General features: G+C 69.4%; 18 protein-coding genes and 2 pseudogenes. 10 read left to right on the forward strand and 10 right to left on the reverse strand.

What is annotated here, in order from left to right; translation table 11 throughout:
* Positions 1-294 precede the first annotated feature (294 nt).
* Genes ACWDGI_RS31585 through ACWDGI_RS31595 form a run of 3 tightly spaced genes read right to left on the reverse strand, consistent with a single transcriptional unit; the run spans position 295 to position 1,704 of the window.
* The gene (locus ACWDGI_RS31585) at positions 295-687 is read right to left on the reverse strand and encodes an ester cyclase (protein WP_382536276.1); all 393 of its coding nucleotides are present in this window, start codon (positions 685-687) and stop codon (positions 295-297) included.
* Positions 674-952 carry an NAD(P)-binding domain-containing protein gene (locus ACWDGI_RS31590; RefSeq protein WP_450764855.1) on the reverse strand — a complete coding sequence of 93 codons (279 nt, stop codon included), beginning with the start codon at positions 950-952 and terminating at the stop codon, positions 674-676. The genes ACWDGI_RS31585 and ACWDGI_RS31590 overlap by 14 nt, the downstream gene beginning before the upstream one ends.
* A gap of 11 nt (positions 953-963) precedes the next feature.
* Positions 964-1,704: an SDR family NAD(P)-dependent oxidoreductase gene (locus ACWDGI_RS31595; protein ID WP_450764857.1), complete on the reverse strand. Its 741-nt coding sequence runs from the start codon at positions 1,702-1,704 to the stop codon at positions 964-966.
* 93 nt (positions 1,705-1,797) lie between these two features.
* Here ACWDGI_RS31595 and ACWDGI_RS31600 point away from each other — a divergent pair, with 93 nt between their 5' ends.
* On the forward strand, positions 1,798-2,406 hold the full coding sequence (locus ACWDGI_RS31600) for a TetR/AcrR family transcriptional regulator (protein ID WP_450764859.1): 609 nt from the start codon (positions 1,798-1,800) through the stop codon (positions 2,404-2,406).
* Between the two features lie 159 nt (positions 2,407-2,565).
* Here the strand turns inward: ACWDGI_RS31600 and ACWDGI_RS31605 are convergent, their stop codons facing one another.
* The gene (locus tag ACWDGI_RS31605) at positions 2,566-3,264 is read right to left on the reverse strand and encodes a LuxR C-terminal-related transcriptional regulator (protein ID WP_450764860.1); all 699 of its coding nucleotides are present in this window, start codon (positions 3,262-3,264) and stop codon (positions 2,566-2,568) included.
* A 574-nt stretch (positions 3,265-3,838) separates the two neighbouring features.
* Between ACWDGI_RS31605 and ACWDGI_RS31610 the strand changes: the two are divergent.
* Positions 3,839-4,009: pseudogene (locus tag ACWDGI_RS31610) on the forward strand (IS701 family transposase); the annotation flags it as partial.
* 266 nt (positions 4,010-4,275) lie between these two features.
* Here ACWDGI_RS31610 and ACWDGI_RS31615 read toward each other — a convergent pair.
* Together ACWDGI_RS31615 and ACWDGI_RS31620 are read right to left on the reverse strand one after the other, a co-directional pair.
* Entirely contained in the window at positions 4,276-5,805 is a 1,530-nt protein-coding gene (locus tag ACWDGI_RS31615) for a helix-turn-helix domain-containing protein (RefSeq protein ID WP_360488958.1), read from the reverse strand.
* 274 nt (positions 5,806-6,079) lie between these two features.
* The gene (locus ACWDGI_RS31620) at positions 6,080-6,277 is read right to left on the reverse strand and encodes a DUF4236 domain-containing protein (protein ID WP_351728923.1); all 198 of its coding nucleotides are present in this window, start codon (positions 6,275-6,277) and stop codon (positions 6,080-6,082) included.
* A gap of 373 nt (positions 6,278-6,650) precedes the next feature.
* Here ACWDGI_RS31620 and acnA point away from each other — a divergent pair, with 373 nt between their 5' ends.
* The 3 genes from acnA to ACWDGI_RS31635 all read left to right on the forward strand — a co-directional run bounded on the left by acnA (position 6,651) and on the right by ACWDGI_RS31635 (position 11,303).
* Positions 6,651-9,365 carry an aconitate hydratase AcnA gene (acnA, locus tag ACWDGI_RS31625; protein ID WP_450764863.1) on the forward strand — a complete coding sequence of 905 codons (2,715 nt, stop codon included), beginning with the start codon at positions 6,651-6,653 and terminating at the stop codon, positions 9,363-9,365.
* A 142-nt stretch (positions 9,366-9,507) separates the two neighbouring features.
* Entirely contained in the window at positions 9,508-9,795 is a 288-nt protein-coding gene (locus ACWDGI_RS31630; protein WP_450764865.1) for a winged helix-turn-helix domain-containing protein, read from the forward strand.
* Positions 9,792-11,303 carry a HAMP domain-containing sensor histidine kinase gene (locus tag ACWDGI_RS31635; protein ID WP_450764867.1) on the forward strand — a complete coding sequence of 504 codons (1,512 nt, stop codon included), beginning with the start codon at positions 9,792-9,794 and terminating at the stop codon, positions 11,301-11,303. Before ACWDGI_RS31630 ends, ACWDGI_RS31635 begins: the two co-directional genes overlap by 4 nt.
* 32 nt (positions 11,304-11,335) lie before the next feature.
* On the opposite strand, the gene ACWDGI_RS31640 is transcribed toward ACWDGI_RS31635, so the two are convergent.
* Positions 11,336-13,603 carry an NEW3 domain-containing protein gene (locus ACWDGI_RS31640; RefSeq protein WP_450764869.1) on the reverse strand — a complete coding sequence of 756 codons (2,268 nt, stop codon included), beginning with the start codon at positions 13,601-13,603 and terminating at the stop codon, positions 11,336-11,338.
* Between the two features lie 333 nt (positions 13,604-13,936).
* Between ACWDGI_RS31640 and ACWDGI_RS31645 the strand changes: the two genes are divergently transcribed.
* Complete coding sequence (locus tag ACWDGI_RS31645; RefSeq protein ID WP_450764871.1) at positions 13,937-14,596, forward strand: MSMEG_1061 family FMN-dependent PPOX-type flavoprotein; 660 nt, start codon at positions 13,937-13,939, stop codon at positions 14,594-14,596.
* Positions 14,597-14,726: 130 nt separating this feature from the next.
* Here ACWDGI_RS31645 and ACWDGI_RS31650 read toward each other — a convergent pair whose 3' ends face one another.
* The gene (locus ACWDGI_RS31650; protein ID WP_450764873.1) at positions 14,727-14,918 is read right to left on the reverse strand and encodes a hypothetical protein; all 192 of its coding nucleotides are present in this window, start codon (positions 14,916-14,918) and stop codon (positions 14,727-14,729) included.
* 51 nt (positions 14,919-14,969) lie between these two features.
* Positions 14,970-15,377: a hypothetical protein gene (locus ACWDGI_RS31655; RefSeq protein WP_450764875.1), complete on the reverse strand. Its 408-nt coding sequence runs from the start codon at positions 15,375-15,377 to the stop codon at positions 14,970-14,972.
* Positions 15,378-15,751: 374 nt separating this feature from the next.
* Here ACWDGI_RS31655 and ACWDGI_RS31660 point away from each other — a divergent pair.
* Positions 15,752-15,889: pseudogene (locus tag ACWDGI_RS31660) on the forward strand (chitin-binding protein); the annotation flags it as partial.
* A gap of 365 nt (positions 15,890-16,254) precedes the next feature.
* Positions 16,255-19,536, forward strand: coding sequence for a GH92 family glycosyl hydrolase (locus ACWDGI_RS31665; RefSeq protein WP_450764877.1), 3,282 nt, complete (start codon positions 16,255-16,257; stop codon positions 19,534-19,536).
* Between the two features lie 76 nt (positions 19,537-19,612).
* Here the strand turns inward: ACWDGI_RS31665 and ACWDGI_RS31670 are convergent, their stop codons facing one another.
* A complete protein-coding gene (locus tag ACWDGI_RS31670; protein ID WP_450765331.1) occupies positions 19,613-23,356 on the reverse strand; it encodes a GH92 family glycosyl hydrolase in 3,744 nt (1,247 codons plus the stop codon).
* A 424-nt stretch (positions 23,357-23,780) separates the two neighbouring features.
* On the opposite strand from ACWDGI_RS31670, the gene ngcE reads away from it, so the two are divergent.
* Both ngcE and ACWDGI_RS31680 read left to right on the forward strand, forming a co-directional pair.
* Complete coding sequence (ngcE, locus tag ACWDGI_RS31675) at positions 23,781-25,232, forward strand: N-acetylglucosamine/diacetylchitobiose ABC transporter substrate-binding protein (protein WP_450764879.1); 1,452 nt, start codon at positions 23,781-23,783, stop codon at positions 25,230-25,232.
* 28 nt (positions 25,233-25,260) lie between these two features.
* Positions 25,261-26,187 carry a carbohydrate ABC transporter permease gene (locus ACWDGI_RS31680; RefSeq protein WP_450764881.1) on the forward strand — a complete coding sequence of 309 codons (927 nt, stop codon included), beginning with the start codon at positions 25,261-25,263 and terminating at the stop codon, positions 26,185-26,187.
* Position 26,188 lies beyond the last annotated feature (1 nt).

Below are 26,188 nucleotides of genomic sequence, written 5' to 3' on the forward strand. Positions count from 1 at the left end.
CACGAGGCTGAGCTCTTCCACCTCGCGATGCGCAACATGCTCGCGGACATCCACCGCCGGATTTCAGGGAGCACGGGCACCGTTGGAGCCGGGGCAGTGTGAGGTGCGTCCAGATGTGACGCGCGTCCGGGCGGTGGCGTCAGAACCGCCGCTCGCCCGCAGGGGACGGGGCACCGCATGGATGTGGCCGGTGACCCGCCGGCCTGGGCGCGGGGATCCTCGCAAGTGAAGTGCCCGAGCGGGCCATTCTGGGTATGCGGACATGTCTCGGTGGGTCGGGCGCGAACTTGCAGGTCAGCCGGTCAGCTGCCGACGCAGTTCACCGGCGTCGTGCAGGGCGGTCATGTGCACGAACCGCCCGTCGCGAACCTGGTAGATGGCGTACTCGACGATCTCGAACGAGGCGCCGGTGGGAGCCACGCCGAGCCAGGGCTTCACGGGAGTACCGGTGTTGACCAGGCGCGCAGCCAGACGGTCACCGTCGAAGAGCAGCTCCTGCAACTCCCAGTGCAGGTCCGGTACCGCGTCCACGTCCTGCCGTTGCACGACCAGGAGGTCGTCGCGGGTGGCGGGCTCCCCGTTCAACGTGGTCCGGTCGTTGATGAACGCGTCCATGCCATCGAACTGGTGGGCGTTGAGCGCTTCGAGGTAGCGCCGGTAGAACGTGCGCAGATCACTGTCGGACATGTGAGGGGCCTTTCTGTGCGGTGGCTCCGGATCGGGGCCGCGCGTGGAAGGTCAGAGCGGGAATGCGCGCCGCGGCCGCGTCGGACGGCCGCTGCCGCGGAGGGGGCCCGCCGGTCAGCGTCACGTCGGAGCAAGTCGCTGTGCCCGGCCCAGGTTGGCGATGAGCTCGCGAGTTGGCGATCACAATGCGGTAGCCGTGGGCCAGGGCCGCCCGGGCGATCTGGCTGCCGACCTCGCCCGCACCGATGATCCCGATGGTGGGCACGGGTCCGCCTCTCAGATCTGGTTCAGGCCGCCGTCGACGTACAGGCTCGAACCGGTGATGAAGCTGCTCTGCTCGGATGCCAGGAAGGCCACGGCAGCGGCCACCTCCTCCGGGCGCCCGAGCCGGCCCAGTGGCACCCGTGTCACCAGGTGCTGCTTGAACCGTTCCGGGTCGGGGGTCAGCCCCGCCAGGGCGGGGGTGTCGGTCGGGCCGGGGGTGAGGGTGTTGACCCGGATGCCGCGTCCCTTGAGTTCGTTCGCCCAGGTCCGGGCGAACGAGCGCGTGGCGGCCTTGGTCGCCGCGTACACGCCGAGTTCCGCATCGCCGACGTCCCCGTTGGTCGAGCCGTTCACGATCACCGAGGCGCCGTCGTTGAGCAGCGGCAGGGCCTTTTGGACGGTGAACAGCAGGCCACGGACGTTGATGCCGAACAGGGTGTCGAAGTGCTCCTCGGTGACCTGCTCCAGCGGAGCGAGCGCGGCGACGGCGGCATTCGCGAACAGCACGTCCAGCCCCCCGCCCCGGCTGCGGATGGTGGCGTAGAGCCGATCCAGGTCGTCCAGGTTCGCGATGTCGCCGGTCACCGCGGTGGCCGCGGGACCGATCAGGTCGACGGCCGCGTCGAGTTCGGTCGCGCGCCGGCCGGTGATGAAGACGTGCGCGCCCTCAGCTGCCAGCCGGGCCGCAGTGGCCAGGCCGATGCCGGCGCTGCCTCCGGTGACGAGAGCGCTCTTTCCGTCGAGCAGTCCCATGTGTGCCGCCCCTTTCCACTTCTGTAGCAGTCGCTGCAGAAGTGGACCGTAGCACTTCTGTAGCGATCAGTGCGGAAGGGGTAGGGTGTGGGGGTGGAGACGAAACCGACCGGCCCGATCGGCCGACCGCGAGGATTCGATGCCGACGCCGCCCTTGAGCGCGCCATGCTGGTGTTCTGGCAGCACGGCTACGAAGGGGCCAGCACCGCCTGCCTGACGCAAGCGATGGGGATCTCCACCACCAGCATGTACGCCGCGTTCGGCAACAAGGAGCAGCTGTTCCGCAAGGTGTTGGAGCGCTACACCGACGGTCCGAGCGCCTACCTGGCCCAGGCACTGGAGCAGCCGACTGCGTTGGGCGTCGCCACCGCCATCCTGGCCGGCACCGTGCGCACCACCACGCGCGCGGGCCAACCCCACGGCTGCCTGGGCGTCCAGGGTGCCCTGACCACCAGTGACTCCGGCCAGGACGTCCGCGCCCTCCTCGTCGACTGGCGCACCACCGGATACGCCCGCATCCGCGAGCGGTTCCGGCAGGCCGTCGACGAGGGCGATCTGCCCTCGCAGACCGACCCCGGCCTCCTGGCCCGTTACCTCACCACCCTCGCCTACGGCATCGCCGTCCAGGCCGCGAGCGGCGTCGCTCGCGACGAATTGCAGGAGCTGGCCGACGCCGCCTTGCGCCACTGGCCCCTGACCTGACACCGGCGTGGCTGCGGGGGGTCGTGCCGTGCGGGCCTGACGGGTGATCATCCCTCGGCGGCGTGGTGGGCGACTTCCCGGGTTGTCGACCGCCGGCTCGTGGCGCGGGGTGCGATGGCGACCTGCCCAGCTGGAGGCCGCGGCAGGACTTCGGGCTGTTCAGGCGGCCGGCCGCACCAGGCCCGATTCGTAGGCGAAGACCACCGCCTGGACACGGGCACGGGCTCCGATCTTGGCGAGGATGTTGCTGACGTGGGCCTTGACGGTGGTCGTGGCGATGGACAGCCACGCAGCGATCTCGGCGTTGGACCAGCCGGAGGCGACGGCGGTGAGCACGACACGCTCCCGCTCGGTGAGCGCGCCGATCCCCACTTCCCGCTCGGCAGGGAGCGCGGGTTGCGCCTGGCGGACGGTGTCGATGAGAGCGCGGGTCAGACCGGGGGTGATGACGGCGTCTCCGGCGGCCACGACACGGATGGCCGCGGTCAGTTCGCCGGGGGTGGCGTCGTGGAGAAGGAATCCACCGGCGCCGGCGCGCAGGGCGGCGTAGGCGCGCTGCTCGTGGCCGGCGGAGGTCAGGATCAGCACGCGTGGGCGGTTACCTTGCGTTCTGGAGAGTTCGGGGGTCCGGGGGAGGGCGGGAGCCCGCGTGACGCGGCGGATGGTGTCGGTGCCGTCCGAGTGGGAAATGTGGCTGTCCATCACCACGACGTCGGGGCACAGTGCGGCGCTCATGCGGACCGCCGCGGCCCCGCTCGAGGCCTCGCCGAGGACAGTCAGGCCGGGCTCATCCGCCAGGAGCATGCGCAGTCGGCGGCGCTGCGGGGACTGCTCATTGACAATGAGTACGGAGGTCATGGGTGGGCGTTCTCCCAACGGGAAGCGGACTGTCGGCGCACGGTGCGGTAGTCGAAACTGCACCGTTTCTCTTGTCGTCTGGGTCATCTTCGCCGGATGCGGCCGCACGCTCAGTCGGCACCGAGGGCTCGGTGAATGGTTACTCCGGGCCCGAGCCGCTGCGCGTGACAAGGCGGACGCTTTCACCGCGGTCGGCGAGCAGGCGAGCGACATTCGTGCCGATGGAACCGGCGCCGATAACGACATGTAGGGCCATGACGGGCTCTTTCGTATAGATAGGTGTCGCGGGTTCGTCAAAGACTCGGAACAAAGTTCGCCGATGGCCGTTGTGGAAAATAATCGGCCTGAGCTTGGGCCGCAGGGCAGACCTCGGATCGGCGGTTCTTCACGTTTCCGTGTGCTGCCGCCTGTCGGTGAGCCAAAGGCTCGTATCAATCTCGTCGTCCGTCTTCGCAATTGGTCACCGGTGGTGTCGCACGAGTCGTGACGCTATCCGGGCCTCGCTGCGATTTGGCAGAGATAGATTTTTCCAACACTGTCAGGTACTGCGTGGGCGGAGGAACTGCCGGCCCTGATGGGCGGGTTGGGGCATCTGTTCGCCCGGCCGGAGCCGCGGGAGGTCTTCGCCGATCTGATCGAAGGGCTGCTGTCCGACCTGGGCCGGAAGAACGGCTGGACGATGGCAGGGCGAGCCGGGCGTGCCACCCCGCACGCCACACCTTCTACGACCGGCGTCTGTACCTACCGCAGTCCTGGACCCGCTGCACTAGGCCACGGTGCGCGAGCAGTGGGAACGCCGCAGCCAGGGCGAGGGCTCCAAGGTCGGCCAGTACCAGGTCCGCCGCTGGACCTCCTGCATCGACAGCCGTCACCATCTGGCCGAGGACGTGCACGAGGACGTGGCACGGGCGCTCCGGCAGGCACGGAACTCCACAGGGCTGACGGACGACGACGAAACCGTCCTGACCCGCTCAGCAGCAGGTCAGGACGGGGTGCGGCGGCATTCGCTCATCAAATGTCGCGGAAGATCTCGATCTGCGCCCCGATCGTGTTGAGGCGCTCCGCGAGGTCCTCGTAACCGCGGTTGATGACGTACACGTTGCGCAGCACCGACGTGCCCTCGGCCGCCATCATGGCCAGCAGGACGACCACGGCGGGGCGCAGCGCCGGCGGGCACATCATCTCGGCGGCGCGCCAGCGGGTCGGGCCCTCCACCAGTACCCGGTGCGGGTCCAGCAACTGGAGCCGGCCGCCGAGGCGGTTCAGGTCGGTGAGGTAGATCGCGCGGTTGTCGTAGACCCAGTCGTGGATCAGGGTCTTGCCCTGTGCGACCGCCGCGATGGCCGCGAAGAAGGGGACGTTGTCGATGTTCAGACCCGGGAACGGCATCGGGTGGATCTTGTCGATCGGCGCCTCCAGCTTGGAGGGCCGGACGGTGAGGTCGACCAGGCGGGTACGGCCGTTGTCGGCGAAGTACTCGGCCGTGCGGTCGTGGTCGAGGCCCATCTCCTCCAGGACGGCGAGTTCGATCTCGAGGAACTCGATCGGCACCCGGCGCACGGTCAGCTCCGACTCCGTCACCACCGCCGCGGCCAGCAGGCTCATCGCCTCCACCGGGTCCTCGGAGGGCGAGTAGTCCACGTCCACGTCGATGTTCGGGACGCCGTGCACGGTCAAGGTGGTGGTGCCGATGCCCTCGACCCTGACGCCGAGCGCCTCCAGGAAGAAGCAGAGGTCCTGGACCATGTAGTTGGAGGACGCGTTGCGGATGACGGTGACGCCGTCGTGCCGGGCGGCGGCCAGCAGCGCGTTCTCGGTGACCGTGTCCCCGCGTTCGGTCAGGACGATCGGGCGGTCGGGGCGGATCGAGCGGTCGACCTGCGCGTGGTACTGCCCCTCGGTCGCCGCGATGTCCAGCCCGAACCGGCGCAGCGCGATCATGTGCGGTTCGATGGTCCGCGTGCCGAGGTCGCAGCCGCCGGCGTACGGCAGCTTGAAGTGGTCCATGCGGTGCAGCAGCGGACCGAAGAACATGATGATCGAGCGAGTGCGTACGGCGGCCTCGGCATCGATCGCCGCCATGTCGAGGTCGGCCGGCGGTACCAGCTCCAGGTCGACGCCCTCGTTGATCCAGCGGGTGCGCACGCCGATGGAGTTGAGCACCTCCAGGAGGCGGTACACCTCCTCGATCCGGGCCACCCGGCGCAGAACCGTGCGGCCCTTGTTGAGCAGCGAGGCGCACAGCAGGGCCACGCACGCGTTCTTGCTGGTCTTCACGTCGATCGCGCCGGACAGCCGGCGACCGCCCACCACCCGCAGATGCATCGGGCCCGCGTAGCCCAGTGAGACGATCTCGCTGTCCAGGGCTTCACCGATGCGGGCGATCATCTCAAGGCTGATGTTCTGGTTGCCGCGCTCGATGCGGTTGACAGCGCTCTGACTGGTGCCGAGCGCCTCCGCGAGCTGTGCCTGTGTCCAGCCGCGGTGTTGCCGGGCGTCACGGATGAGCTTGCCGATGCGTACGAGGTAGTCGTCTGCCATGAGGTTGAGGCTATCTCAGATATGAGATGGTGCCCGTTGGGGGGTCCGTTCGGGTGATGCGTCGTCAGTGCGGTTGGCCGTTCGGCCCGTCGGCCGTTGTCCGGGGCCTTTCCCTATGTGCGCCGACATACCGTCCAGTGACCGATAAGTCCTGAATTTTCGGGCTCTGGCGCACTTCTCGACACGCCGACAGTCCGCCTTGCGGGTGACCCGTGCCTCCGTCCGGACGGCACCGCGGGGCGGACCGCCCGGTCGCCGGTCCGCCCCACGGACGTCACCGGCGGCGCTCCCTGGAGGTGCGGCGCCACCCGAACGGTCCGGGCAGGTCCATGGACGTCGTCCGGCGCCCAGTGCTGCTGTGCGTGTGCCGGGGTCCGTGCTTGCCCCCGGTGGTGATGGACCAGGAGTGCCGATTGATGTTGAGGCGTACTCCGGGCAGGATCCGGAAGCTCTTCCGGAAGGTGAGCGGCATGACTGTGACTCCTTTCGCTCCCCTCGCCGGTTACCCCCACTCCGTGAACTGATGGGCGCGAAAACCGGATTGCCTCACGGGCGCTCGTTCGGGACCGGGTGGTTCGCGCCCGCGCGCCCGTGCGGGATGTGGTGATTCGCCCCTCGGGGGCCGGCCCCGGACACGCCGCGGGGGCAGCGGAGAACGGGTCCGGGCATGACCATCCGGCGCCCGTGTACTAGAGTTATCTCGACATCGAGATATCTGCCTAGGCGCACCGTAGCCGCCACCTCCAGTAAGGCATGCCTAACTTAGCCTGGCCTTACTGGATCGGCCAAGTCGGCGTGGCGGCACGATTGACGGTGGTACGCGCACATCAATGAAGGAGACTGTCGTGTCGGCGAACAGCTTCGACGCCCGCAGCACGCTGCAGGTGGGCGACGAGTCGTACGAGATCTTCCGGCTGGACAAGGTGGAAGGCTCGGCTCGCCTTCCGTACAGCCTGAAGGTGCTGCTGGAGAACCTGCTCCGCACGGAGGACGGCGCGAACATCACCGCCGACCACATCCGCGCCCTCGGCGGCTGGGACTCGCAGGCTCAGCCCAGCCAGGAGATCCAGTTCACGCCGGCCCGCGTGATCATGCAGGACTTCACCGGCGTGCCCTGTGTCGTGGACCTCGCCACCATGCGCGAGGCCGTCAAGGAGCTCGGCGGCGACCCGGCGAAGATCAACCCGCTGGCCCCGGCCGAGCTGGTCATCGACCACTCCGTCATCGCCGACAAGTTCGGCACCCACGAGGCCTTCGCCCAGAACGTCGAGCTGGAGTACGGCCGCAACCGCGAGCGCTACCAGTTCCTGCGCTGGGGCCAGACCGCCTTCGACGAGTTCAAGGTCGTCCCGCCGGGCACCGGCATCGTCCACCAGGTCAACATCGAGCACCTGGCACGCACGGTCATGGTCCGGGGCGGCCAGGCCTACCCCGACACCCTGGTCGGCACCGACTCGCACACCACCATGGTCAACGGTCTCGGCGTGCTCGGCTGGGGCGTCGGCGGCATCGAGGCCGAGGCCGCCATGCTCGGCCAGCCGGTCTCCATGCTCATCCCGCGCGTCGTCGGCTTCAAGCTGACCGGTGAGCTCAAGCCCGGCACCACCGCCACCGACCTGGTGCTCACCATCACCGAGATGCTCCGCAAGCACGGTGTGGTCGGCAAGTTCGTCGAGTTCTACGGCGAGGGTGTGGCGGCGACGAGCCTCGCCAACCGCGCCACCATCGGCAACATGTCGCCGGAGTTCGGCTCCACCGCCGCGATCTTCCCGATCGACGACGAGACCCTCAACTACCTGCGTCTGACCGGCCGCAGCGACCAGCAGGTCGCGCTCGTCGAGGCGTACGCCAAGGAGCAGGGCCTCTGGCTGGACCCGAAGGCCGAGCCCGACTTCTCCGAGAAGCTGGAGCTGGACCTCGCCACCGTCGTCCCCTCCATCGCCGGCCCGAAGCGCCCGCAGGACCGCATCGTCCTCGCGAACGCCGCCGAGCAGTTCAAGAGCGACGTCCGCAACTACGTCGCCGACGACGACGAGGCGGGCAAGGAGTCCTTCCCGGCCTCCGACTCCCCGGCCACCGCCAACGGCGTCCCGACCAACCCGGTCACCGTGACCGCCCCCGACGGCTCGACGTACGAGATCGACCACGGCGCGGTCACCGTCGCGGCCATCACCTCCTGCACCAACACCTCCAACCCGTACGTCATGGTCGCCGCCGCGCTGGTGGCCAAGAAGGCGGTCGAGAAGGGCCTGACCCGCAAGCCCTGGGTCAAGACCACCCTCGCCCCGGGTTCCAAGGTCGTCACCGACTACTTCGAGAAGGCGGGCCTGACCCCCTACCTCGACAAGGTCGGCTTCAACCTGGTCGGTTACGGCTGCACCACCTGCATCGGCAACTCCGGCCCGCTGCCGGAGGAGGTCTCCAAGGCCGTCAACGACCACGACCTCGCGGTCACCTCGGTCCTGTCCGGCAACCGGAACTTCGAGGGCCGGATCAACCCCGACGTCAAGATGAACTACCTGGCCTCCCCGCCGCTGGTCGTCGCCTACGCGATCGCCGGCTCGATGAAGGTCGACATCACCAAGGACGCCCTGGGCACCGACACCGACGGCAAGCCGGTGTACCTCCAGGACATCTGGCCCACCGAGGCCGAGGTCAACGAGGTCGTGGCGAGCGCCATCGGCGAGGACATGTTCAACAAGTCCTACGCCGACGTCTTCGCCGGCGACGCCCAGTGGCAGTCGCTGCCGATCCCGACCGGCAACACCTTCGAGTGGGACGCGGAGTCGACGTACGTCCGCAAGCCCCCCTACTTCGAGGGCATGGCGCACGAGCCGTCCCCGGTCACCGACATCGCCGGTGCCCGCGTGCTGGCCAAGCTGGGCGACTCGGTCACCACCGACCACATCTCCCCGGCCGGCGCCATCAAGGCCGACACCCCGGCCGGCAAGTACCTCACCGAGCACGGTGTGGAGCGTCGTGACTTCAACTCCTACGGCTCCCGCCGAGGCAACCACGAGGTCATGATCCGCGGTACGTTCGCCAACATCCGCCTGCGCAACCAGATCGCGCCGGGCACCGAGGGCGGTTACACCCGCGACTTCACGCAGGCCGAAGCGCCGGTGGCGTTCATCTACGACGCCTCCCGCAACTACATCGAGCAGGGCATCCCGCTGGTCGTCCTGGCCGGCAAGGAGTACGGCTCCGGCTCGTCCCGCGACTGGGCCGCCAAGGGCACCGCGCTGCTCGGCGTCAAGGCCGTCATCGCCGAGTCGTACGAGCGCATCCACCGCTCGAACCTGATCGGCATGGGCGTGCTCCCGCTGCAGTTCCCGGAGGGCGCCACCGCCGAGTCCCTCGGTCTGACCGGCGAGGAGACCTTCTCCTTCACCGGTGTCGAGGAGCTCAACAACGGCACCACGCCGCGCACGGTCAAGGTCACCACCGACACGGGCGTCGAGTTCGACGCGGTCGTCCGGATCGACACCCCCGGTGAGGCCGACTACTACCGCAACGGCGGCATCATGCAGTACGTGCTGCGCAGCCTGCTCCGCAAGTAGCCTCAAGGGGCCTGTGAGGGCCGCGTCCCCGGTCAGCCGGGGGCGCGGCCCTTCGCCGTACCTGTGCGCGGCCGCCGCGGAACATCGCCAGGGCTCAGCCGGAACACAGCGTTCCCCCAGCGGACCGGCACAGACTTGATACATGGCTGCCACCGCAGGGTCCCGAACCGGCCGAGTCCGCGTCCTGATCGTCGACGACGAGCCCGGTCTCACCGAGCTGCTGTCCGCCGCCGTCGCGGACGCGGGCCGGCGCCCCTACCCCGCGCCCGACGGGCAGACGATCTGGAGCACGTCCTTCGACGGCGGCGAAAACCTGGTCGAGGTCTGCATCTCCAGTCTGCGCCGCAAGATCGACCGGGGCCGGACGCCGATGATCCACACCGTGCGCGGCATGGGGTACGTCGTACGGGCCGTGGAGGACGGGAGATGACCGCCCGGCTGCGGAGCCGGTCGCTGCGCACGCGGTTGCTCCTCTTCATCACCGCCGTCCTGGTCTGCGTCTGCGCCGTGCCGGCCCTGACCACCGCCTTCGCCCAACGCGCCTGTCTGATGGGCGACCTGGACGACCGGGTGAGCGCCGCGGTCGAGCGCAACGCGGGCGGCGCCGCGCTGCATCCGGAGCTGACCCGCGACCTGACCTTCCTCAACGAGGGCGGCCATCCGGCCGGCATGCTCGCCGCCCGCATCGACACCAGGGGCGAGATCCTCAGCGCGGCCGTGGTCACCCAGGACGCGGCCCCGCGTTCGCTCACCGCCGCCCAGACCGACGCTCTCCGGGGCATCGTGCCGAACGGCTCGCCGGACACCCGCACGGTCCCCGGCCTCGGCACCTACCGGGTCGCCGCCCTGGACGCCGACGGGGTCCGCGTCATGACCGGCCTGCCGATGGACGACGTACTGGACATGATCGGCGACCTGGTGGAGGTCGAGGTCGCGGTCGCCGCGGTCGGTCTCACGGCCGCCGGCTGCGTGTGCGCGGTGGTGATACGACGACAGCTGCGCCCCCTCGGCCGGGTCGCCGCCACCGCCGTCGAGGTCTCCCACGCGCGCCTCGGCCACGGCCAGGTCACCGGCCTGACCCGGGTCCCGGAACGGGACACCGACCCCGGCAGCGAGGCCGGCCAGGTCGGCGCCGCCCTCAACCGCATGATCGACCATGTCGAGGCCTCGCTCGCACAACGCCGGCACAGCGAGGAGCAGGTGCGCCGCAGCGAGGAGCGCATGCGCCGCTTCCTGGCCGACGCCAGCCACGAACTGCGCACCCCGCTCGCCTCGATCGCCGGGTACGCGGAGCTGATGAACCGCGGCACCGACCGCATCGAACCGGACCTGGCCTGGCGCCGGGTCGACGCCGAGTCGGCCCGGATGCGCAGCCTGGTCGAGGACCTGCTGCTGCTCGCCCGCCTCGACGAGGGACGCCCGCTGCAGTCCGCCGAGGTCGACATGGCCGCACTGGTCGCCGAGGCGGTGTGGGACGCGCGGGCGGCGGGCGCGGCACACGTCTGGCAGCTCGAACTCGACCTGGACGGACCGGCGCTGGTCCTGGGCGACGAGGCCCGGCTGCACCAGGTGGTGGCCAACCTGCTGGCCAACGCGCGGGTGCACACGCCCGCGGGTACGGCGGTGACCGCCACGGTCGAGGCCACCGCCGCCACCTGCGTGATCCGTGTCCACGACGACGGACCGGGCATCCCGCCGGAACTCCTGCCCGCCGTCTTCGAACGCTTCACCCGGGCCGACTCCTCCCGGACCCGCGCCGGTGTCCGGGAGGGCGGCTCCGGTCTGGGCCTGGCCATCGCCGCGGCCATCACCACGGCCCACGGCGGCCGGCTCGACGTGGCGAGCCGACCGGGCCGTACGGAGTTCACTCTGGAGCTCCCGGTGGCCGGACTCCCGGCCGCCGGAACGGCGATGCGCGCCCGCACGGCGCCGGTCTGAGAAAGCACCGGGCGCCGCGCGGACGACACGCCCTAGGGGGTGGTGGTGAACGTGTCGAAGTCGGCCTCGCCGGTGGTGCCCGAGGCGTGCGAGGTCTGGGTGAGGCCGACGTCCTGAGTGGCCGCGGCGGTCGGGACCGTGACCGTGCCGACCAGGTTCCAGGTGGCGTCGTCGGTGGAGTAGTAGCCGCTGTACGTGGTGCCGTGCCGGACCAGCTTCAGCCACGAGGGGTAGGTGGCGGTACCGGTGGAGTCCTGGGAGTCCAGCCGCCCGTCACCGTCGCTGTCCCAGTCGAGGAGGTAGCCGTTGCCGGGGGTCACGACCAGGGCCAGGTAACCGGGGGAGGTGTCCGGCTGCGTGATGTCGTTGCGGACCATGATCCCGGCCTTCGCCCAGACGTCCGTGTCCGACTGGGAGTCGATCTTCACGGTGGTCGTGGAACCGTCGTGCTCGGCCCCCGGCAGGTAGACCGTCCCGTACTCGTTCGTCCCGTTGTACAGGTCGGCGCCCTGGGCACGGATGCCGAGCCGGGAGCCGGACTCGCTGAAGCTCGCCGTGGTGGAGGCGAACGTGCGGTACGGGGCCGTCACGGGGTGGTTGACGGTGATCGTGTCACCGGCCTTCAGCCCCGTGGCGCCCGCGGAGTGATAGCGGTAGGTCGCCGACCCGTGGAACGAGCTGGAGGCGAAGAGGTCGGCCGAGGGCGGCATCGAGACGCTGAAGGTGGCCTTCAGCGCGCTGCCGCCGTGGATCGTCCGGGCCCGGGTCCCGTCACGCGTGGTGATCTTCGTGCCGGACGGCCCGGTGAGGGTCAGACCGGCGTCGGTGACCGGCCGGGAGCCGTTGTCGGACAGGACCGCGGTCACCTCACGCGTGGTGCTGTCGCTGGGCGCGGAGGCCCAGTGCAGTGCCAGCGAGACGTCGGGGGCCGCGCCCCGCACCACGTGGCCGCTGCCGTGGACCCGGTAGAGGACCACGCCGTGCGGCGGAACGTCGGCCGCTATCCGGCCCGTCGACTCGGTCACCCGGTGGCTCCACAGATCCCGCAGGGAGTAGTCGCGCGCCGCCGGCAGCCCCAGCGCGGCAGCGGTGGTGGCGACCTCCCGGGGCGCCGCGGCCGTGTTGAACAGGCCGACGACCACGTCCCCGTCGGGCTCGGTCTTGGCGAACACCTGGGAGTCGCCGCCCCCGGAGATCCGCCGGGCGTCGATGCCGTCCTGGTCGACCGCGAGGACGTCGGTGTTCTTCAGCAGGGCCAGGTCGGCCGGGTCGAGGTGGGTCAGATCGGTGCCGAGCATGAGCGGGGAGGCGGCCAGCGACCACAGGCTCAGCTGGGTCCTGCGCTCGTCCGGGGTGAGCCCGTCGTGGTCACCGTTGCCGATCTCCAGGGAGTCGTAGTCGTTGTAGCCGCCGGGACCGCCGTACGGCGCCCACGCGGCGACCTGGTCGAACCGGGAGGCGACGGAGGCCCAGGTGGTCAGCGGGTAGCTGCTGCCGTCCGGTCCGCAGTAGCACTCGATGTCGCCGCCGGTGCGCCAGCCGTTGGACAGCCTGCCCCAGGTGGCCGCGTTGTTGATGTCGAGGCTGTTGGACAGCTCCAGGTGGATGGGCCGGCCGGTCCCCCGCAGGGCGTCCGACCAGGCCTGGACGTCCTGTTCGTCGGGGGTGCCGACGCCGTCGATCTTGAGATAGTCGATGCCCCAGCCGGCGAACTGGCCGGCCCAGGAGTCGATGAACGCCTGGGCGCCGGGCTTGCCGTAGTCGATGCCGACCATGCCGCCGCAGTTGTAGTTGTTCTCCGTCGTCGTGGTGGCGATGTCCTGGGCGCGGTACGGCGTTCCCTGGATCGCGGTGTTCTGCGCGACCGCCTGCCGGGAGATGCCCGGAGTGACATAGAGCCCGAACTTCAGCCCGAGGGAGTGGACATAATCGGCCACGACCTGGATGCCGTTCTCACCACCGCGGGGCGGGAACTTGGCGGGGTCGGTGACCCAGCGGCCGTACTGGTCGACGTCCGGCCCCTGGCTGCCCGGGCACTGGTACCAGAAGTCGTCGACATTGGCGTACACGAACCCGTTCTTCGCGAGGCCGCTCGTCTTGAGCGCCTTGGCCTGCGACTCGATGGTCCCCGCGGTCGGATTGCGGCGGACGAAGCTCCAACTGCTCCAGCCGAGGGCGGGTTTGAGTCCGACACCGTTGTCATCGGCTTGCGCCGGCTGGCCGCCGGTCGCGGTCAGCCCCATCGTGAGCAGCAGCGCTCCGGTCAACGCGGCCAGCGTCCCGCGTATGTGTCTCCTCATGAGTTCTTCCTCCATCGCAGCGCCCTGACAGCGCGACGGCCGGTATCGGAGGGTCGGGATCCGGCCGGGACGGCTGCTCGCACGACCCACCTGACTGACTCAGAAAACGTCAAGAACCAACTTTGTGGGCGCGACAAGTGAACATGACCAAACGCCAGCCACCACCGGTGCGCTTGGCCAAAAAAGAGTCAAGTCTGTGGGCTCACTGTGGCACCGGCCGGCGAGGGCGGGTTCGACGGCCGGCTCGCCCGGATGCCGGCACGACAGGCCGTCCTTGTGTCCCGGCGTTCACCGACCGAGATCGATCCAGGTCGGCCCATTAGGGTCGGAGGCATGACGACGCCCCTTGCCAGCAGTGTCTTCGATTCGCTGCGCCTCGACGCGGTGCCCGACCAGGAGGCGCTGCGCCGGGTCTACGACCTCCCCGGCGACGCGGCCGTGCGCAAGCAGATGACCGAACTCACCGAGCAGACCCGGCGGTTGATCGGCTGCTCGTCGCTGGTCCTGGTCGCCAGCGCGGACGCCGAGGGCAACTGTGACGTCTCCCCGCGCGGCGGCCCCGCCGGGTTCGTCGCCGTCCTGGACGCACGGACGGTGGCGATACCGGACGCGACCGGCAACAAGCGTCTGGACACCCTGCAGAACGTCATCGCCACCGGACGGGCCGGGCTGCTGTTCGTCATCCCGGGGCGCACCACGACCCTCAGGGTGAACGGCCGGGCCTGCGTCTCCACCCGCCCGGAGCTGCTGTCGCAGCTGACCGCCGTGGGCAAGCCGCCGGCCAGCGCGCTGGTGCTGGGGATCGAGGAGGTCTACCCGCACTGCCCCAAGTCGCTCCTGCGCAGCGGGGCCTGGAAGCCGGAGCAGTGGCTGCCGGCGGACGCCCAGCCGACCTCGGCCGAGGTGACGCTGGCCCAGCTGCGGATGCCGGAGCTGACGATCACCGACATCGAGCAGGCGGAGGCGGACTCGCTGAAGTACCGCTACGAGTGACGGGCCGGCCGGAGGTCGCTGAACCGCCGGCCGGCCGAACTCCCGGGCCGGCACGCCGGCCACCACATCGCTGCCCGCCCTCCGGGACGCCGGACCTGGTCCGAGTGGGCCGCCGGCTGTCGGCCGTCCCTCACCGTCTGACCGGCTCGCCGACCAGGAACTCGGCCGTGCCGTCCGTGGCGGCCGCGACGATCCGGGCGAACGTGACGGCGTCGAAGACGGCCCGGTCGGGCCGATGGCTCGTCACGAACCCGCTCAGCAGACGGTGGACGGCGTCGGAGTCCGAGGGGGTGGCGTCGCGGACGGCCCTCTCGTCGGACATCACGGTGCTCACCCCGCCGAGACCACGGTCGACGGCGACTGTCGTCAGGGATCAGTCGTAGGGGTTGATGGACCCGCCGGAGGAGCTGCAGTTGTCGAAGGTCGTGTCGCGGCAGACCGTCACCCAGAGGCTGTGGATGCCGCCGTCCAGGCTGCCCGACAGGCTGCCCCAGGTGGTGGTGGTGCCGCACCCGCTGGTGTTCCAGTGGTTCGGGTACTGGAAACCCGGCACGGTGACGTAGAAGAACACCGGGTGGGCGTCGCAGGAGGTGTCACTGAGTTTCACGTTGCGCAGGGTGAACGACTCCGAACCGGTCCAGTCGACGGTGAGCGAGACGGAGGCGCCCGTGGTGCTGGCGCTGAGCGGATCGTTGTCCGCCGCGTTGGCCGTGCCCGGCGTGAGCCCCAGGGCCGCGGCCGCGAGGCCGGCGGCTATGGCGGCGATGCCACGCTTCTTCATGATTCCTCCCGTGTTCTTGAGCGTTGTCCGGTCGTGTGCTCGGTGCGAGCTGTCCTCTCCCGCCTGGCGGCAGCAGGCTGTCGGCGCGGCCGGGTGGGTGCCAAGACGTTCGGGGTGCCCTGGGACGCCGGGATGACGGTGGCGTGTTGAACTGCGACATCGCGGAGTCGCCGGGATGTCGCTGGGACGGGCGCCCGCCGGACACCGACCGCGAGTCCGGGCGCCGGTGTCACCTCAGGAACGGTGGACCCGTCCCTACCGTTTACAGCCGCTCGCGTCCGCGCTAACTTCACAGGAGAGTGGGGTGGGAGCGCTCCCATCAGCTTCGGCGGACCGGAACCCGCCGAGGCGCCGGGCCCGCTTCCACCCCGCGTACCCACACCGGACAGGACGTGATGGTCCACGACGCCGACCGGAACGGCTCGCTCAGCCCCGGGCAGGGCACGACCTTCGGCCACGTGGTCCAGGGCGACGGCGCGGAGACCGCGACCGCCCCGCCGTGCCAGGTCGGTCGACGTCGCCGGTGGCCGCTCTGGGCGGACCCGGTGTCGGTGCACACTGGGTCCGCGAGCCGGGCAGGGAGGGGGGTGGGGTACCTGCCCGGGGGAAGTGGCTCGAACTGCCTCTTGCACGCTGTGCTGTTCGGCTTGTTTCGACGCTATGGAACACGACAACGTTGTCTGATGGTCTGTACATGACTCTACCGCCCCAACCGACAACGATGTCAACCCGCTTCGGGTAGCCCGACCGGGTGAACCGGGGGCGGTGCCTGTCCGGGGGTATGCGGTCTTCCGTGCTACGGGTGGCGCACGTTACTGTCCCTGCGGCTTGTGCGACCTGTGGTGCGCGACCCGTCCGAAGGAGGAGGGGCCGCGTCATGCGTTTCCGTCCCATGTCCCTGCTGCTGGCCGCGGTGCTCGCGACCGGCGGCGCCACACCCGCCCTCGCGGCGACCGCGAGCGGGGTACCCGAACGAGCCCCCGAACTCGTCAAGGACCCCACGGCGTACGTGGATCCGCTGATCGGCACCAAGAACGGCGGTGACACCTTCCCGGGCGCCGTGGTGCCGTTCGGCATGCTCTCCTGGAGCCCGGAGAACACCAGAGGCGACGCGAGCAGAACGGCCGCGCCCGGCGGCTACCAGTACGACGCCACCCGCATCCGGGGCTTCAGCCTCACCCATATGTCCGGCACCGGCTGCGCCGGCGGCAGCGGCGACATCCCCTTCTTCCCGTACGCCGGCGAGGTCACCTCGTCCCCGGCGAGCGACACCAAGGACGCCGTCTACGCCTCCGACTTCAGCCACGCCGACGAGACCGCCGAGCCCGGGCACTACAAGGTCGGCCTCGCCTCCGGCGTCACCGCCGACCTCACCGCGACCACCCGCACCGGGTCGGCCCGGTTCACCTATCCGGCCGGCAAGCCCGCCTCGTTGCTGATCCGCACCGCCAACTCCGAGGTGGGATCGGCCGATTCGACGGTCACCATCGACCCGGCCGCCCGCACCGTCTCCGGCTCGGTCACCTCCGGCGACTTCTGCGGCTACCTCGACCCGGAGGGCCAACGCTCCTACTACAAGCTGTACTTCACCGCCCACTTCGACCGCGCCTTCACCACCACCGGCACCTGGCAGGACGACAGGCTCAGCCCGGGGTCCAGGGCCGCCTCCGGCGGCACCGGCGGCTTCTCGACCGGCGGGCGGCCGGTCGCGGGCAAGGGGGCCGGCGGATACGTCGAGTTCGCGCCCGGCACCGGCCCGGTGAACGTCAAGGTCGGTATCTCGTACGTCGGTCAGGGCGCAGCCGAGGCGAATCTGAGGGCCGAGAACCCGCCGCGGCGCTCCTTCGACACCGTCCGTGCCGCGGCCCACCGCGCCTGGCGCGACCGCCTCGGTGCCATCCGCGTCGGGGGCGGTACGGACGCCGACCGCACCACCTTCTACACCGCCCTCTACCACTCGCTCTTCCACCCGAACGTCATCAGCGACGCCGACGGCCGCTACCGGGGCAGCGACGACCGGGTGCACCGCGTCGGGCGCGGCCACCGGGCGCAGTACGGCACCTTCTCCGGCTGGGACGTCTACCGGGACCAGGTCCAGCTCCTCACCCTGCTGGACCCCGCGACCGGCTCGGACATCGCCCAGTCGCTCTACGAACTCGCCCGGCAGAACGGCGGGATCTGGGACCGCTGGCTGCACGGCGCGAACGGCACCCACGTCATGAACGGTGACCCCTCGCCCACCGCCCTCGCCGGTATCCGCGCCTTCGGCGGTACCGACTTCGACCTGAAGGGCGCGCTGCACTCCCTGGTGAAGGCGGCGACGGTCCCGACGGCCCAGGACCTGTCGGCGGCGGGCAAACCGGTGCTGTCGGCCGGCCAGCGACCGTCCCTCGACAAGTACCTGGACAAGCACTACATGCCGTCCGTCTCCAACGCCTGGGGCGGCGCGGCGGAGACCCTGGAGATGTCCACGGCCGACTTCGCCCTCTCCCAACTCGCCTCGGCCGCGGGGGAGAAGAACACGGCGGCCACCTTCGCCGACCGCTCCCAGTGGTGGCAGAACAACTTCGACATCGCCGCCGACCCCAGCGGCGGCTACATCGCCAACCGCAAGGCCGACGGCAGCTGGGTCACCGGCTTCACCCCGGCCACCGGCAACGGGTTCGTGGAGGGCACGGCGGCCCAGTACACCTGGATGGTGCAGCACAACCCGGCCGGGCTGTTCGCCGCGATGGGCGGCACGGACCAGGCCCTCGCCCGCCTCGACGCCTTCTTCCACCACACCGACGGCAGCTGGGCCCTCACCGGCAGCGGCGGCGACAAGTCCGAGCTGGACAACGAGCCCTCGATCAACGTGCCCTACCTGTACGACTACGCGGGCGCCCCGTACAAGGCCCAGGAGACCGTCCGTGCGGCCATGACGACGCTCTGGTCCACCGGTCCGGGCGGTATCCCCGGCAACGACGACCTCGGCGCGATGTCGTCCTGGTACGTCTTCTCGGCGCTCGGGATGTACCCCCAGGTCCCGTCCCGTGCCGAACTCGTCCTGGCCTCACCCCTGTTCGAGCGCGTGGAGATCGACCGCCCGGGCGGCAACGACATCTCGATCCGCGCCCGGGGTGCGGCGGCCGACGCCCCGTACGTCCAGTCCCTGAAGGTCAACGGCCGTACCAGTGACCGGCCCTGGCTCGACGGCTCCTTCGTCCGGGACGGCGGCCGCCTCGACTACACCCTCTCCGCCACCCCGAACCGCACCTGGGGGGCCGCCTCCGTACCGCCGTCCTTCCGTCAGGGCGAGCAGCCGTACCAGATCGGCGTCGGACCCACCGCCGCGACGCTCGCCCCCGGGGACAGCACCCAGGTCGGCATCCGTGCCCTGTCCCTCACCGGCGGCACCGGCCCGGAGGTCCGATTCCGGGTGACGGCCCCGGACGGCGTCAAGGCCACCCCGGCCGAGGGCACGGTGACCGACGGCTCCCGGCAGATCACCCTCTCCACCACCTCCGGCACCCCCCAGGGCTACTACGACGTCCAGATCACGGTGACCTCCGACGGCACCTCCTACGCCCAGCCGGTCGCCCTGACCGTCGCCGCGCCGGGCACCCTGCTCGCCGCCTACGACAACACCGGTGTCTCGGACGACGTCGGCGACCACGACGAGGGCGACTTCGACGGCGGCGGCTGGAGCTACTCCCGCCAGGCCCTCGCCGCGGCCGGCCTCACCGCGGGTGCCCACGGCACGGTCGACGGCCTGGCCTACACCTGGCCGAACGCCCCCGCCGGGCGCCCCGACAACGCGACGGCCGCGGGTCAGACCGTCGAACTCAGCACACCCGCAGAGAAGTTGTCCTTCCTGGGCAGCGCCACCAACGGCAACCAGTCCGCCCCGGCGACCGTCACCTACACCGACGGCAGCACCGGCACGGTCGACCTCGCCTTCACCGACTGGACGGTCGGCGGCGGAGGCGGCACCGTCCAGTACGGGAACGAGACCGTGGCGAGGACCGCGTACCGCAATGTCGCGGGCGCCGACAAGGACCCCGTGGCCACCTACGTCTTCGCGACCAGGCCTTTCGAGGCGCCGGCGGGCAAGAGCATCAAGAGCGTCCGGCTCCCCGGGAACACCGACCTGCACGTGTTCACCCTCGCCACCGGCTGAGACGGCGAAACCCAGAAAGAAGGGGGGCGGACCCGAACGGGCCCGCCCCCTGCTTCCGGCTTCTCCCAGCCGTGCCTCAGGCCAGCAACTCCACCTCCGCCAGCGTCGAAGCGCCGTCCAGGACGAGCCGGTAGTGCGCGTACGTCCCGGGCGTGCGGACCGTGAACGCCCGGGTCTGCAGGTTCCAGGCGAAGGTCTCGTCCGACCGCCGGTCCACGGTGCGCCAGTGGGTGCCGTCCGTCGAGGCCTGGAGGGTCCAGCCCGTCGGGGCCCTGGTGTGGTCGGCCGGTGAGGTGAGCGTGTACTGGATCCCCTTGACCGACCGGGTCACCGGCAGGTCCACCGAGGTCACCGTCTGCTCCGTCGCCGACGTGTTGTCGAACAGGGAGCCGTCACCCTTCAGGACGTCCGCGCGCGGAACCGGGACCTTGTCGTCCTTGGTGATCGAGACCGGGCCGGCGTTCTTGCCGGTACCCCACGTCGACGGCTTCGGGCCCATCGTGAAGTCGATGATCCCGCCCTTGGAGATGAGCGAGTGGGGGAGCGAGGTCGACGTCCAGATACGGCCGTTGACCCGCACGCCCTGCACGTAGACGTTGGCCGCGCTGTTGCGCGGCGCCCGGATCACCAGGTCCCGCCCGTTCTCCAGGTGGACCGTGGCCTTCTTGAACAGGGGCGAGCCGATCGAGTAGTCGCCGCTGCCCATCACCAGCGGGTAGAAGCCGAGGGCCGAGAAGAGGTACCAGGCCGACTGCTCGCCGTTGTCCTCGTCGCCGTGGTACCCCTGGCCGATCTCGCTGCCCAGGTAGAGCCGGGAGACCGCCTCGCGGACGTAGGCCTGGGCCTTCCAGGGCTCGCCGGCCGCGTCGTACATGTAGATGACGTGGTGGGCGACCTGGTTGGAGTGGCCGTACATGCCCATCCGGACGTCCCGGGCCTCGGTCATCTCGTGGATGACCCCGCCGTAGGAGCCGACGAAGTCGGCGGAGGCCGTCTCGGGGGTCGCGAAGTACTCGTCCAGCTTGTCCGCGAGTCCGGACCGGCCGCCGTACAGGTCGGCCAGGCCCCGGCTGTCCTGCGGAGCCGTGAAGGCGTAACCCCAGCCGTTGGTCTCGGTGTAGTCGTAACCCCACACCCGCGGGTCGTACGACGACGAGTCCAGCCGCCACTTGCCCTGGGCGTCCTTGCCCTGGAAGAAGCCGGCCTTGGAGTCGAAGAGGTTCACGTAGTCCTGGGCGCGGTTGAGGAAGTAGTCCGACTCCTCCTTGTAGCGCTTCTCGCCGGTCTTCCTGTACAGGGCCAGGCCCATCTCGGCGATGCCGTAGTCGTTGACGTACCCCTCCATCGCCCAGGACAGGCCCTCGCGGGTGTCGTCGCTGGTGTAGCCGAGGAAGGGAGAGGTCGACATGCCCTTGCGGCCCACGCCGGAGGAGGGCGGGACGACCGTCGCGTTCTTCACGGCCGCCTCGTAGGCCGCCTTCGCGTCGAAGCTGACGCCCTTGACGTAGGCGTCCGCGAACGCCACGTCCGAGGAGGTGCCGGTCATCAGGTCGGCGTAGCCGGGGGAGGACCAGCGCGAGGTCCAGCCGCCGTCCTTGTACTGCTGCACGAACCCGTCCACCATCTCACCCGCCTGACCTGGTGTCAGGAACGAGTAGGCCGGCCAGGTCGTGCGATACGTGTCCCAGAAGCCGTTGTTGACGTACACCTTGCCGTCCACGATCTTCGCGCCGGTGTGCGTCGGGGTGTCCTGGCTGGTCATCGGCGAGAAGGGGGAGGCGTACTGATCCTTGGAACCGACCTTCTCGAAGCCGGAGTTGGGGTACAGGTACAGCCGGTACATGCTGGAGTAGAGCGTGGTCAGCTGGTCGGCCGTGGCGCCCTCCACCTCGACCTTGCCGAGCAGCTTGTCCCAGGTCTTCCGGGCCTGCGCCTTGACCGTGTCGAAGGTGGCGCCGTCCGGGATCTCCTGGCGCAGGTTGTCCTGGGCCTGGTCGACGCTGATCAGGGAGGTGGCCAGGCGGAGCGTGACGGTGTGGTCGGCGCCCGCGTCGAAGCGCAGATAGCCCTTGACCCCGCTGGAGTCGCCGCCCGTCACCGGCTTGTCGAAGACGCCGTAGACGAACAGGCGGGTGGCGCCGGTCGACAGGCCGGACTTGACGTCCGAGTAGCCGGTGACGATCCCGTGCTCCTTGTCCAGGGTCAGGCCCGCCTGCTCGGTCACGTTGTCGAAGATCACGCTCGCGTCGTCGCCCGGGTAGGTGAAGCGCAGCGCGGCCGCGTGGTCGGTGGGCGCTATCTCGGCCTTGAGACCGTTCTCGAACCGCACCCCGTAGTAGTACGGCCGCGCGGTCTCGTTCTCGTGCCGGAACGCCAGCTCCCGTGCCTCCCGGCCGGTGTCCGGGGTGCCGGCGGCGCCGGACGGCATCAGCTGGAAGGTCTGCCGGTCGCCCATCCAGGGGCTGGGCTCATGGCTGGCGCTGAACGCCTGGATCGTCGGCAGGTTGTCGTCGTTGTTCGCCCGTGCGTACTCGTACAGCCAGCTCTCCGAGGACGCGTTGGTCACCGGCGTCCAGAAGTTGAAGCCGTGCGGCAGGGCCGTCGCCGGGAAGTTGTTGCCGCGCGAGAAGCTGCCGCTGGAGTTGGTGCCGCGGGTGGTCAGCGCGTAGTCGGACAGATGCGCCCTGGGCTTCTCGGGGGCGACCCGCCCGATGGTCACGTCGTCGATCCAGCCACGGAACTTGGCCGGGCCCGCGGGCGAGTCGTAGCCCACCAGTATCCGGTCGACGGTCTTGCCGGCCGCGACCGAGCCGATCACCGAGGAGACGTTGTTCCACTGGTTGACGTACAGCCCCTTCGACGCGCCCTGGCCGCGCGGCGACAGCGCGAACCCGTGGCTGTCCACCGCCCCGAGACCGCTCAGGTAGGTGCCGTCGGTGAAGGCCAGGTCCACGGAGACGTTGGTGGCGTCGTAGTCGAGGTCGCCGTCGGCCATCGAGGGGAAGATCCGGTACGAGAGCCCGGTGTCCCGCCGGACCTTCACGTTCACGTCGAAGACCTTGTTGTACGAGTACGCCCGCCCGCTCGCGGTGTGCCGGCCCGCGTAGCGCAGCGCATGGGTCCCGGTGAAGCCGGCCCGGGCCTTCGCGGTCGGCGAGCCGCTCGGGCCCTTGTCGACCAGCGAGAGCATGTCCTGGGGCACCGGCCCGCCGCTGCCGCCCGTGGAGAACTGGACGTCGGCGATCTGCAGGATGTCCGGGGCGCCGTTGTTCTTCGTGACGTCGAGCCGGAAGTGCTGGTACTCGGCGGGTGCCGAGAGGTCGTACGTCCTGGTCTGGAACCGCTCGGTGAAGCCTTCGCCCGTACGGGTGTCGACGGTCTTCCAGTCCTTGCCGTCCGTCGAGCCCTGGAGGGTCCAGTCGGCGGGGTCGCGCTCGGCGTAGTCGTTCGCCGAGGTGACGGCGTACGTCACCAGTTTGATGGGCTTGTCGAAGTCGAACTCCGCCCAGCCGGTCGGCTCGAAGGTGAGCCACTTGGTGCCCGGTTCGCCGTCGACGAGGTTCTCCTTGACCTCGCCCGCGCCGGTGTTCTCGCCGCTGGCCCGCATGTCGGTCACGTGGTCGGTGACATTGCCGGGGATGCCGGTGCTGTAGCCGCCGTCGACCCCCGAGGCGCGCGGTGCGCCGGCGGGGTCCGTGTCGACCGTGTCGGTCCAGTCCGGTGACGGATCGCCAGACTCGAACGAGGATGCGAACTCCGTCGCGGCGGCCGGTGCCTTGGCCGGCAGGGCGACCGCGGCCCCCTGGGAGCCCAGGGTCATGACTACGGCGGCCGCGATCACGACCGCCGTACCAGATCTGTGTCCTGTTCTTCGCTGCGTTCTCCGCTGCATCACAACGGGTACCCTCCCTGCCACATGAGACAACGTTGTCAGATGCGTGGCGCAGGAACCAGTAGGTGGTCAAGTGGTCCGTGATGTCAAGGGTGTTGGCTGCGGCATTCAGGGGTCTATGTCGGCTCTTTTTCCGGCAAGCCGTACACAGCTCGCTCAGATTTCCGACAGGTCTCAACTAGGAAAAGACCCTTGGCCAACCTTGCATTCGATCTTGCCCCGCTGGCGGGAAGTGGACTATACCTGTCGGCGTTTCCTGAGTGACTTCCTGCACGGCCCAGCACGACCCGACCGCGGTGCCGGGGAGGATCCGGTTCACCGCCTGAGTCCTGGAGAGGGCGAGGACTTGAGCATGGGATCCACATCCGCAGCCAGTCATGGTTCCGAAGGCGTCGGCCGCCGCGATCTGATCAAGCGGTCAGCCGCGCTCGGCCTGATTTCGGTCCCCACCGTCGGATTTCTCTCCGCCTGCGCGAGCAGCGGCGGAGGCGGCCAGTCCAAGGACAAGACCGGCAAGAAGACGGCCAAGAACCCGCTCGGCGTCAACGACACCGCCAAGATGGAATTCGTCCTCTTCGACGGCGGTTTCGGCAAGGAGTACGCCGAGGACGCGGTGAAGATCTACCAGAAGGACTTCCCGAAGGCCACGGTCAAGTTCTCGGCGACCCAGAAGATCCAGTCCACCCTGCAGCCCCGCTTCAACCAGGGCACCCCGCCGGACCTCATCGACAACTCCGGCGCCGAGCAGATGGACATGGGCGTGCTGGTCGGCAAGAAGCAGCTGGCCGATCTCACCCCGCTCCTCGACGCGCCGTCGTACGACGACCCGAACAAGAAGGTCCGCGACACGCTGCGCCCCGGCATCGTCGAGATGGGCCAGTTCGACGGCGACCCGGTCTGGATCATGTACTACGCCTACACGGTGTACGGCGTCTGGTACTCGCAGAAGGCGCTGGACTCGCTCGACGCGGAGTACCCGCAGACCTGGGACCAGATGCTCGCCGTCTGCGAGAAGGCCAAGAAGAAGGGCATGGCTGGCTGGACGTACGCGGGCAAGTACCCGTACTACGTCCCCTTCTCGCTGTACCCGATGATCGGCAAGGTCGGCGGCGTCGAGGTGCTGAACGCGATCGACAACCTGGAGCCGAACGCCTGGAAGCACCCGGCCGTCAAGGCGTGTTTCGAGGCCTACTACGAGCTCTACAAGAAGGGCTACATCCTCAAGGGCACCCCCGGCCTGGACCACATCCAGTCACAGACCGCCTGGGCCCAGGGCAAGGCGCTGTTCATCCCGAACGGCTCCTGGGTGGAGAACGAGTCGGCGAACGTCATCCCCTCCGACTTCAACCTCGCCGTCTCCGCGCCCACCGGCATCGACAAGAACGACAAGATGCCGTTCGGCACCATCTGGGCCTCCGGCGGCGAGCCGTTCATCGTCCCGGCCAAGGCGGCGAACGCCGAGGGCGGCATGGAGCAGCTGCGCATCATGCTCAGCGAGGCGTCCTCCAAGAACTTCACGTCGAAGGTGAAGTCGCTGACCGCGTACAACGGCGGCACCGATGGCATCACCCTCACCCCGGGCCTCACCTCCGGCGTCGCCGCCCTGAAGCTGGCCGGGTCGAACGTGGTCAACCCGCGGCTCCAGGACTGGTATGTGCAGCTGCAGAAGGAGAAGATCGGGGTGGCCGGCCTCGGCGAGATGATGGCCGGCCGACTGACCCCGGCGGAGGCCATCAAGAAGATCCAGGGCTATGCCGACGAGGCGGCCAAGGACACCTCGATCAAGCACTACAAGCACCAGTAATACCCACCCTCACGGCACCGGAGTGGCGATGCAGCACGGCAAGTACCGGTTCATTGTGGGGTTTCTGGCGTTGCCCCTCGGACTGTACGCGCTCTTCGTGGTCTGGCCGTTCATCCAGTCCATCTACTACTCGTTCACGGACTGGACCGGCCTGAGCCCCGATTTCAAGATGGTCGGCCTGGACAATTACAAGAGGATGTTCCATGACGACATCTTCTGGAAGTCCTTGCAGCACAGCTTGATGTTCGCGGTCGTGCTGCCGCTGGTGACGATCAGCCTGGCGCTGTTCTTCGCCTTCATGATCAATGTGGGCGGTCGCAGAAGGAAGGGCGGCCCGGTCGTCACCGGTGTCCGGGGCTCTTCCTTCTACAAGATCGTCTATTTCTTCCCGCAGGTGCTTTCGATCGCGATCGTCTCGCTGCTGTTCGCCTTCGCGTACAACCCGGACAGCGGCGCGATCAACTCACTGCTCCGCGGAATTGGTCTGGACAACATCCAGCCGCTGTGGCTCGGCGACCCGAGCCTGGCGCTGTGGTGCGTGATGGCCGTACTGGTCTGGTCCACGGTCGGTTTCTTCGTGGTCCTCTTCTCGGCGGGCATGGCGTCCATCCCCACGGATCTCTACGAGGCCGCGCTGCTCGACGGCGCCGGCCGCGGCACGACCTTCTTCCGCCTCACCCTGCCGCTGCTGTGGGACACCGTGCAGTCCGGCTGGGTCTACATGGGCATCCTCGCGCTCGGCGCCGAGTCGTTCGCAGTCGTACAGATCATGACGACCGGACCGGGCGGTCCCGACTACTCGACGACCGTGATGGTCCTGTACGTGTACCAGAAGGCGTTCCGGGACGGTCAGGCCGCCTACGCCACCACCATCGGCGTCGCCCTGCTGGTCGTCACGCTCGCCTTCGCGGCGATCGTGATGCGGCTGGGCCGTCGCGAGCGGCTGGAGTACTGAA

The organism is Streptomyces sp. NPDC001220 (assembly GCF_053597895.1).

Bases quoted from the DNA above. Each gene is read 5' to 3' on its own strand.
- ACWDGI_RS31585 (WP_382536276.1), bottom strand. From the start codon at position 687: ATGTCCGACAGTGATCTGCGCACGTTCTACCGGCGCTACCTCGAAGCG.
- ACWDGI_RS31595 (WP_450764857.1), bottom strand. From the start codon at position 1,704: ATGGGACTGCTCGACGGAAAGAGCGCTCTCGTCACCGGAGGCAGCGCC.
- ACWDGI_RS31605 (WP_450764860.1), bottom strand. From the start codon at position 3,264: ATGACCTCCGTACTCATTGTCAATGAGCAGTCCCCGCAGCGCCGCCGA.
- ACWDGI_RS31615 (WP_360488958.1), bottom strand. From the start codon at position 5,805: ATGGCAGACGACTACCTCGTACGCATCGGCAAGCTCATCCGTGACGCC.
- ACWDGI_RS31620 (WP_351728923.1), bottom strand. From the start codon at position 6,277: ATGCCGCTCACCTTCCGGAAGAGCTTCCGGATCCTGCCCGGAGTACGC.
- ACWDGI_RS31630 (WP_450764865.1), top strand. From the start codon at position 9,508: ATGGCTGCCACCGCAGGGTCCCGAACCGGCCGAGTCCGCGTCCTGATC.
- ACWDGI_RS31635 (WP_450764867.1), top strand. From the start codon at position 9,792: ATGACCGCCCGGCTGCGGAGCCGGTCGCTGCGCACGCGGTTGCTCCTC.
- ACWDGI_RS31640 (WP_450764869.1), bottom strand. From the start codon at position 13,603: ATGAGGAGACACATACGCGGGACGCTGGCCGCGTTGACCGGAGCGCTG.
- ACWDGI_RS31645 (WP_450764871.1), top strand. From the start codon at position 13,937: ATGACGACGCCCCTTGCCAGCAGTGTCTTCGATTCGCTGCGCCTCGAC.
- ACWDGI_RS31650 (WP_450764873.1), bottom strand. From the start codon at position 14,918: ATGTCCGACGAGAGGGCCGTCCGCGACGCCACCCCCTCGGACTCCGAC.
- ACWDGI_RS31655 (WP_450764875.1), bottom strand. From the start codon at position 15,377: ATGAAGAAGCGTGGCATCGCCGCCATAGCCGCCGGCCTCGCGGCCGCG.
- ACWDGI_RS31665 (WP_450764877.1), top strand. From the start codon at position 16,255: ATGCGTTTCCGTCCCATGTCCCTGCTGCTGGCCGCGGTGCTCGCGACC.
- ACWDGI_RS31670 (WP_450765331.1), bottom strand. From the start codon at position 23,356: ATGACCCTGGGCTCCCAGGGGGCCGCGGTCGCCCTGCCGGCCAAGGCA.
- ngcE (WP_450764879.1), top strand. From the start codon at position 23,781: ATGGGATCCACATCCGCAGCCAGTCATGGTTCCGAAGGCGTCGGCCGC.
- ACWDGI_RS31680 (WP_450764881.1), top strand. From the start codon at position 25,261: ATGCAGCACGGCAAGTACCGGTTCATTGTGGGGTTTCTGGCGTTGCCC.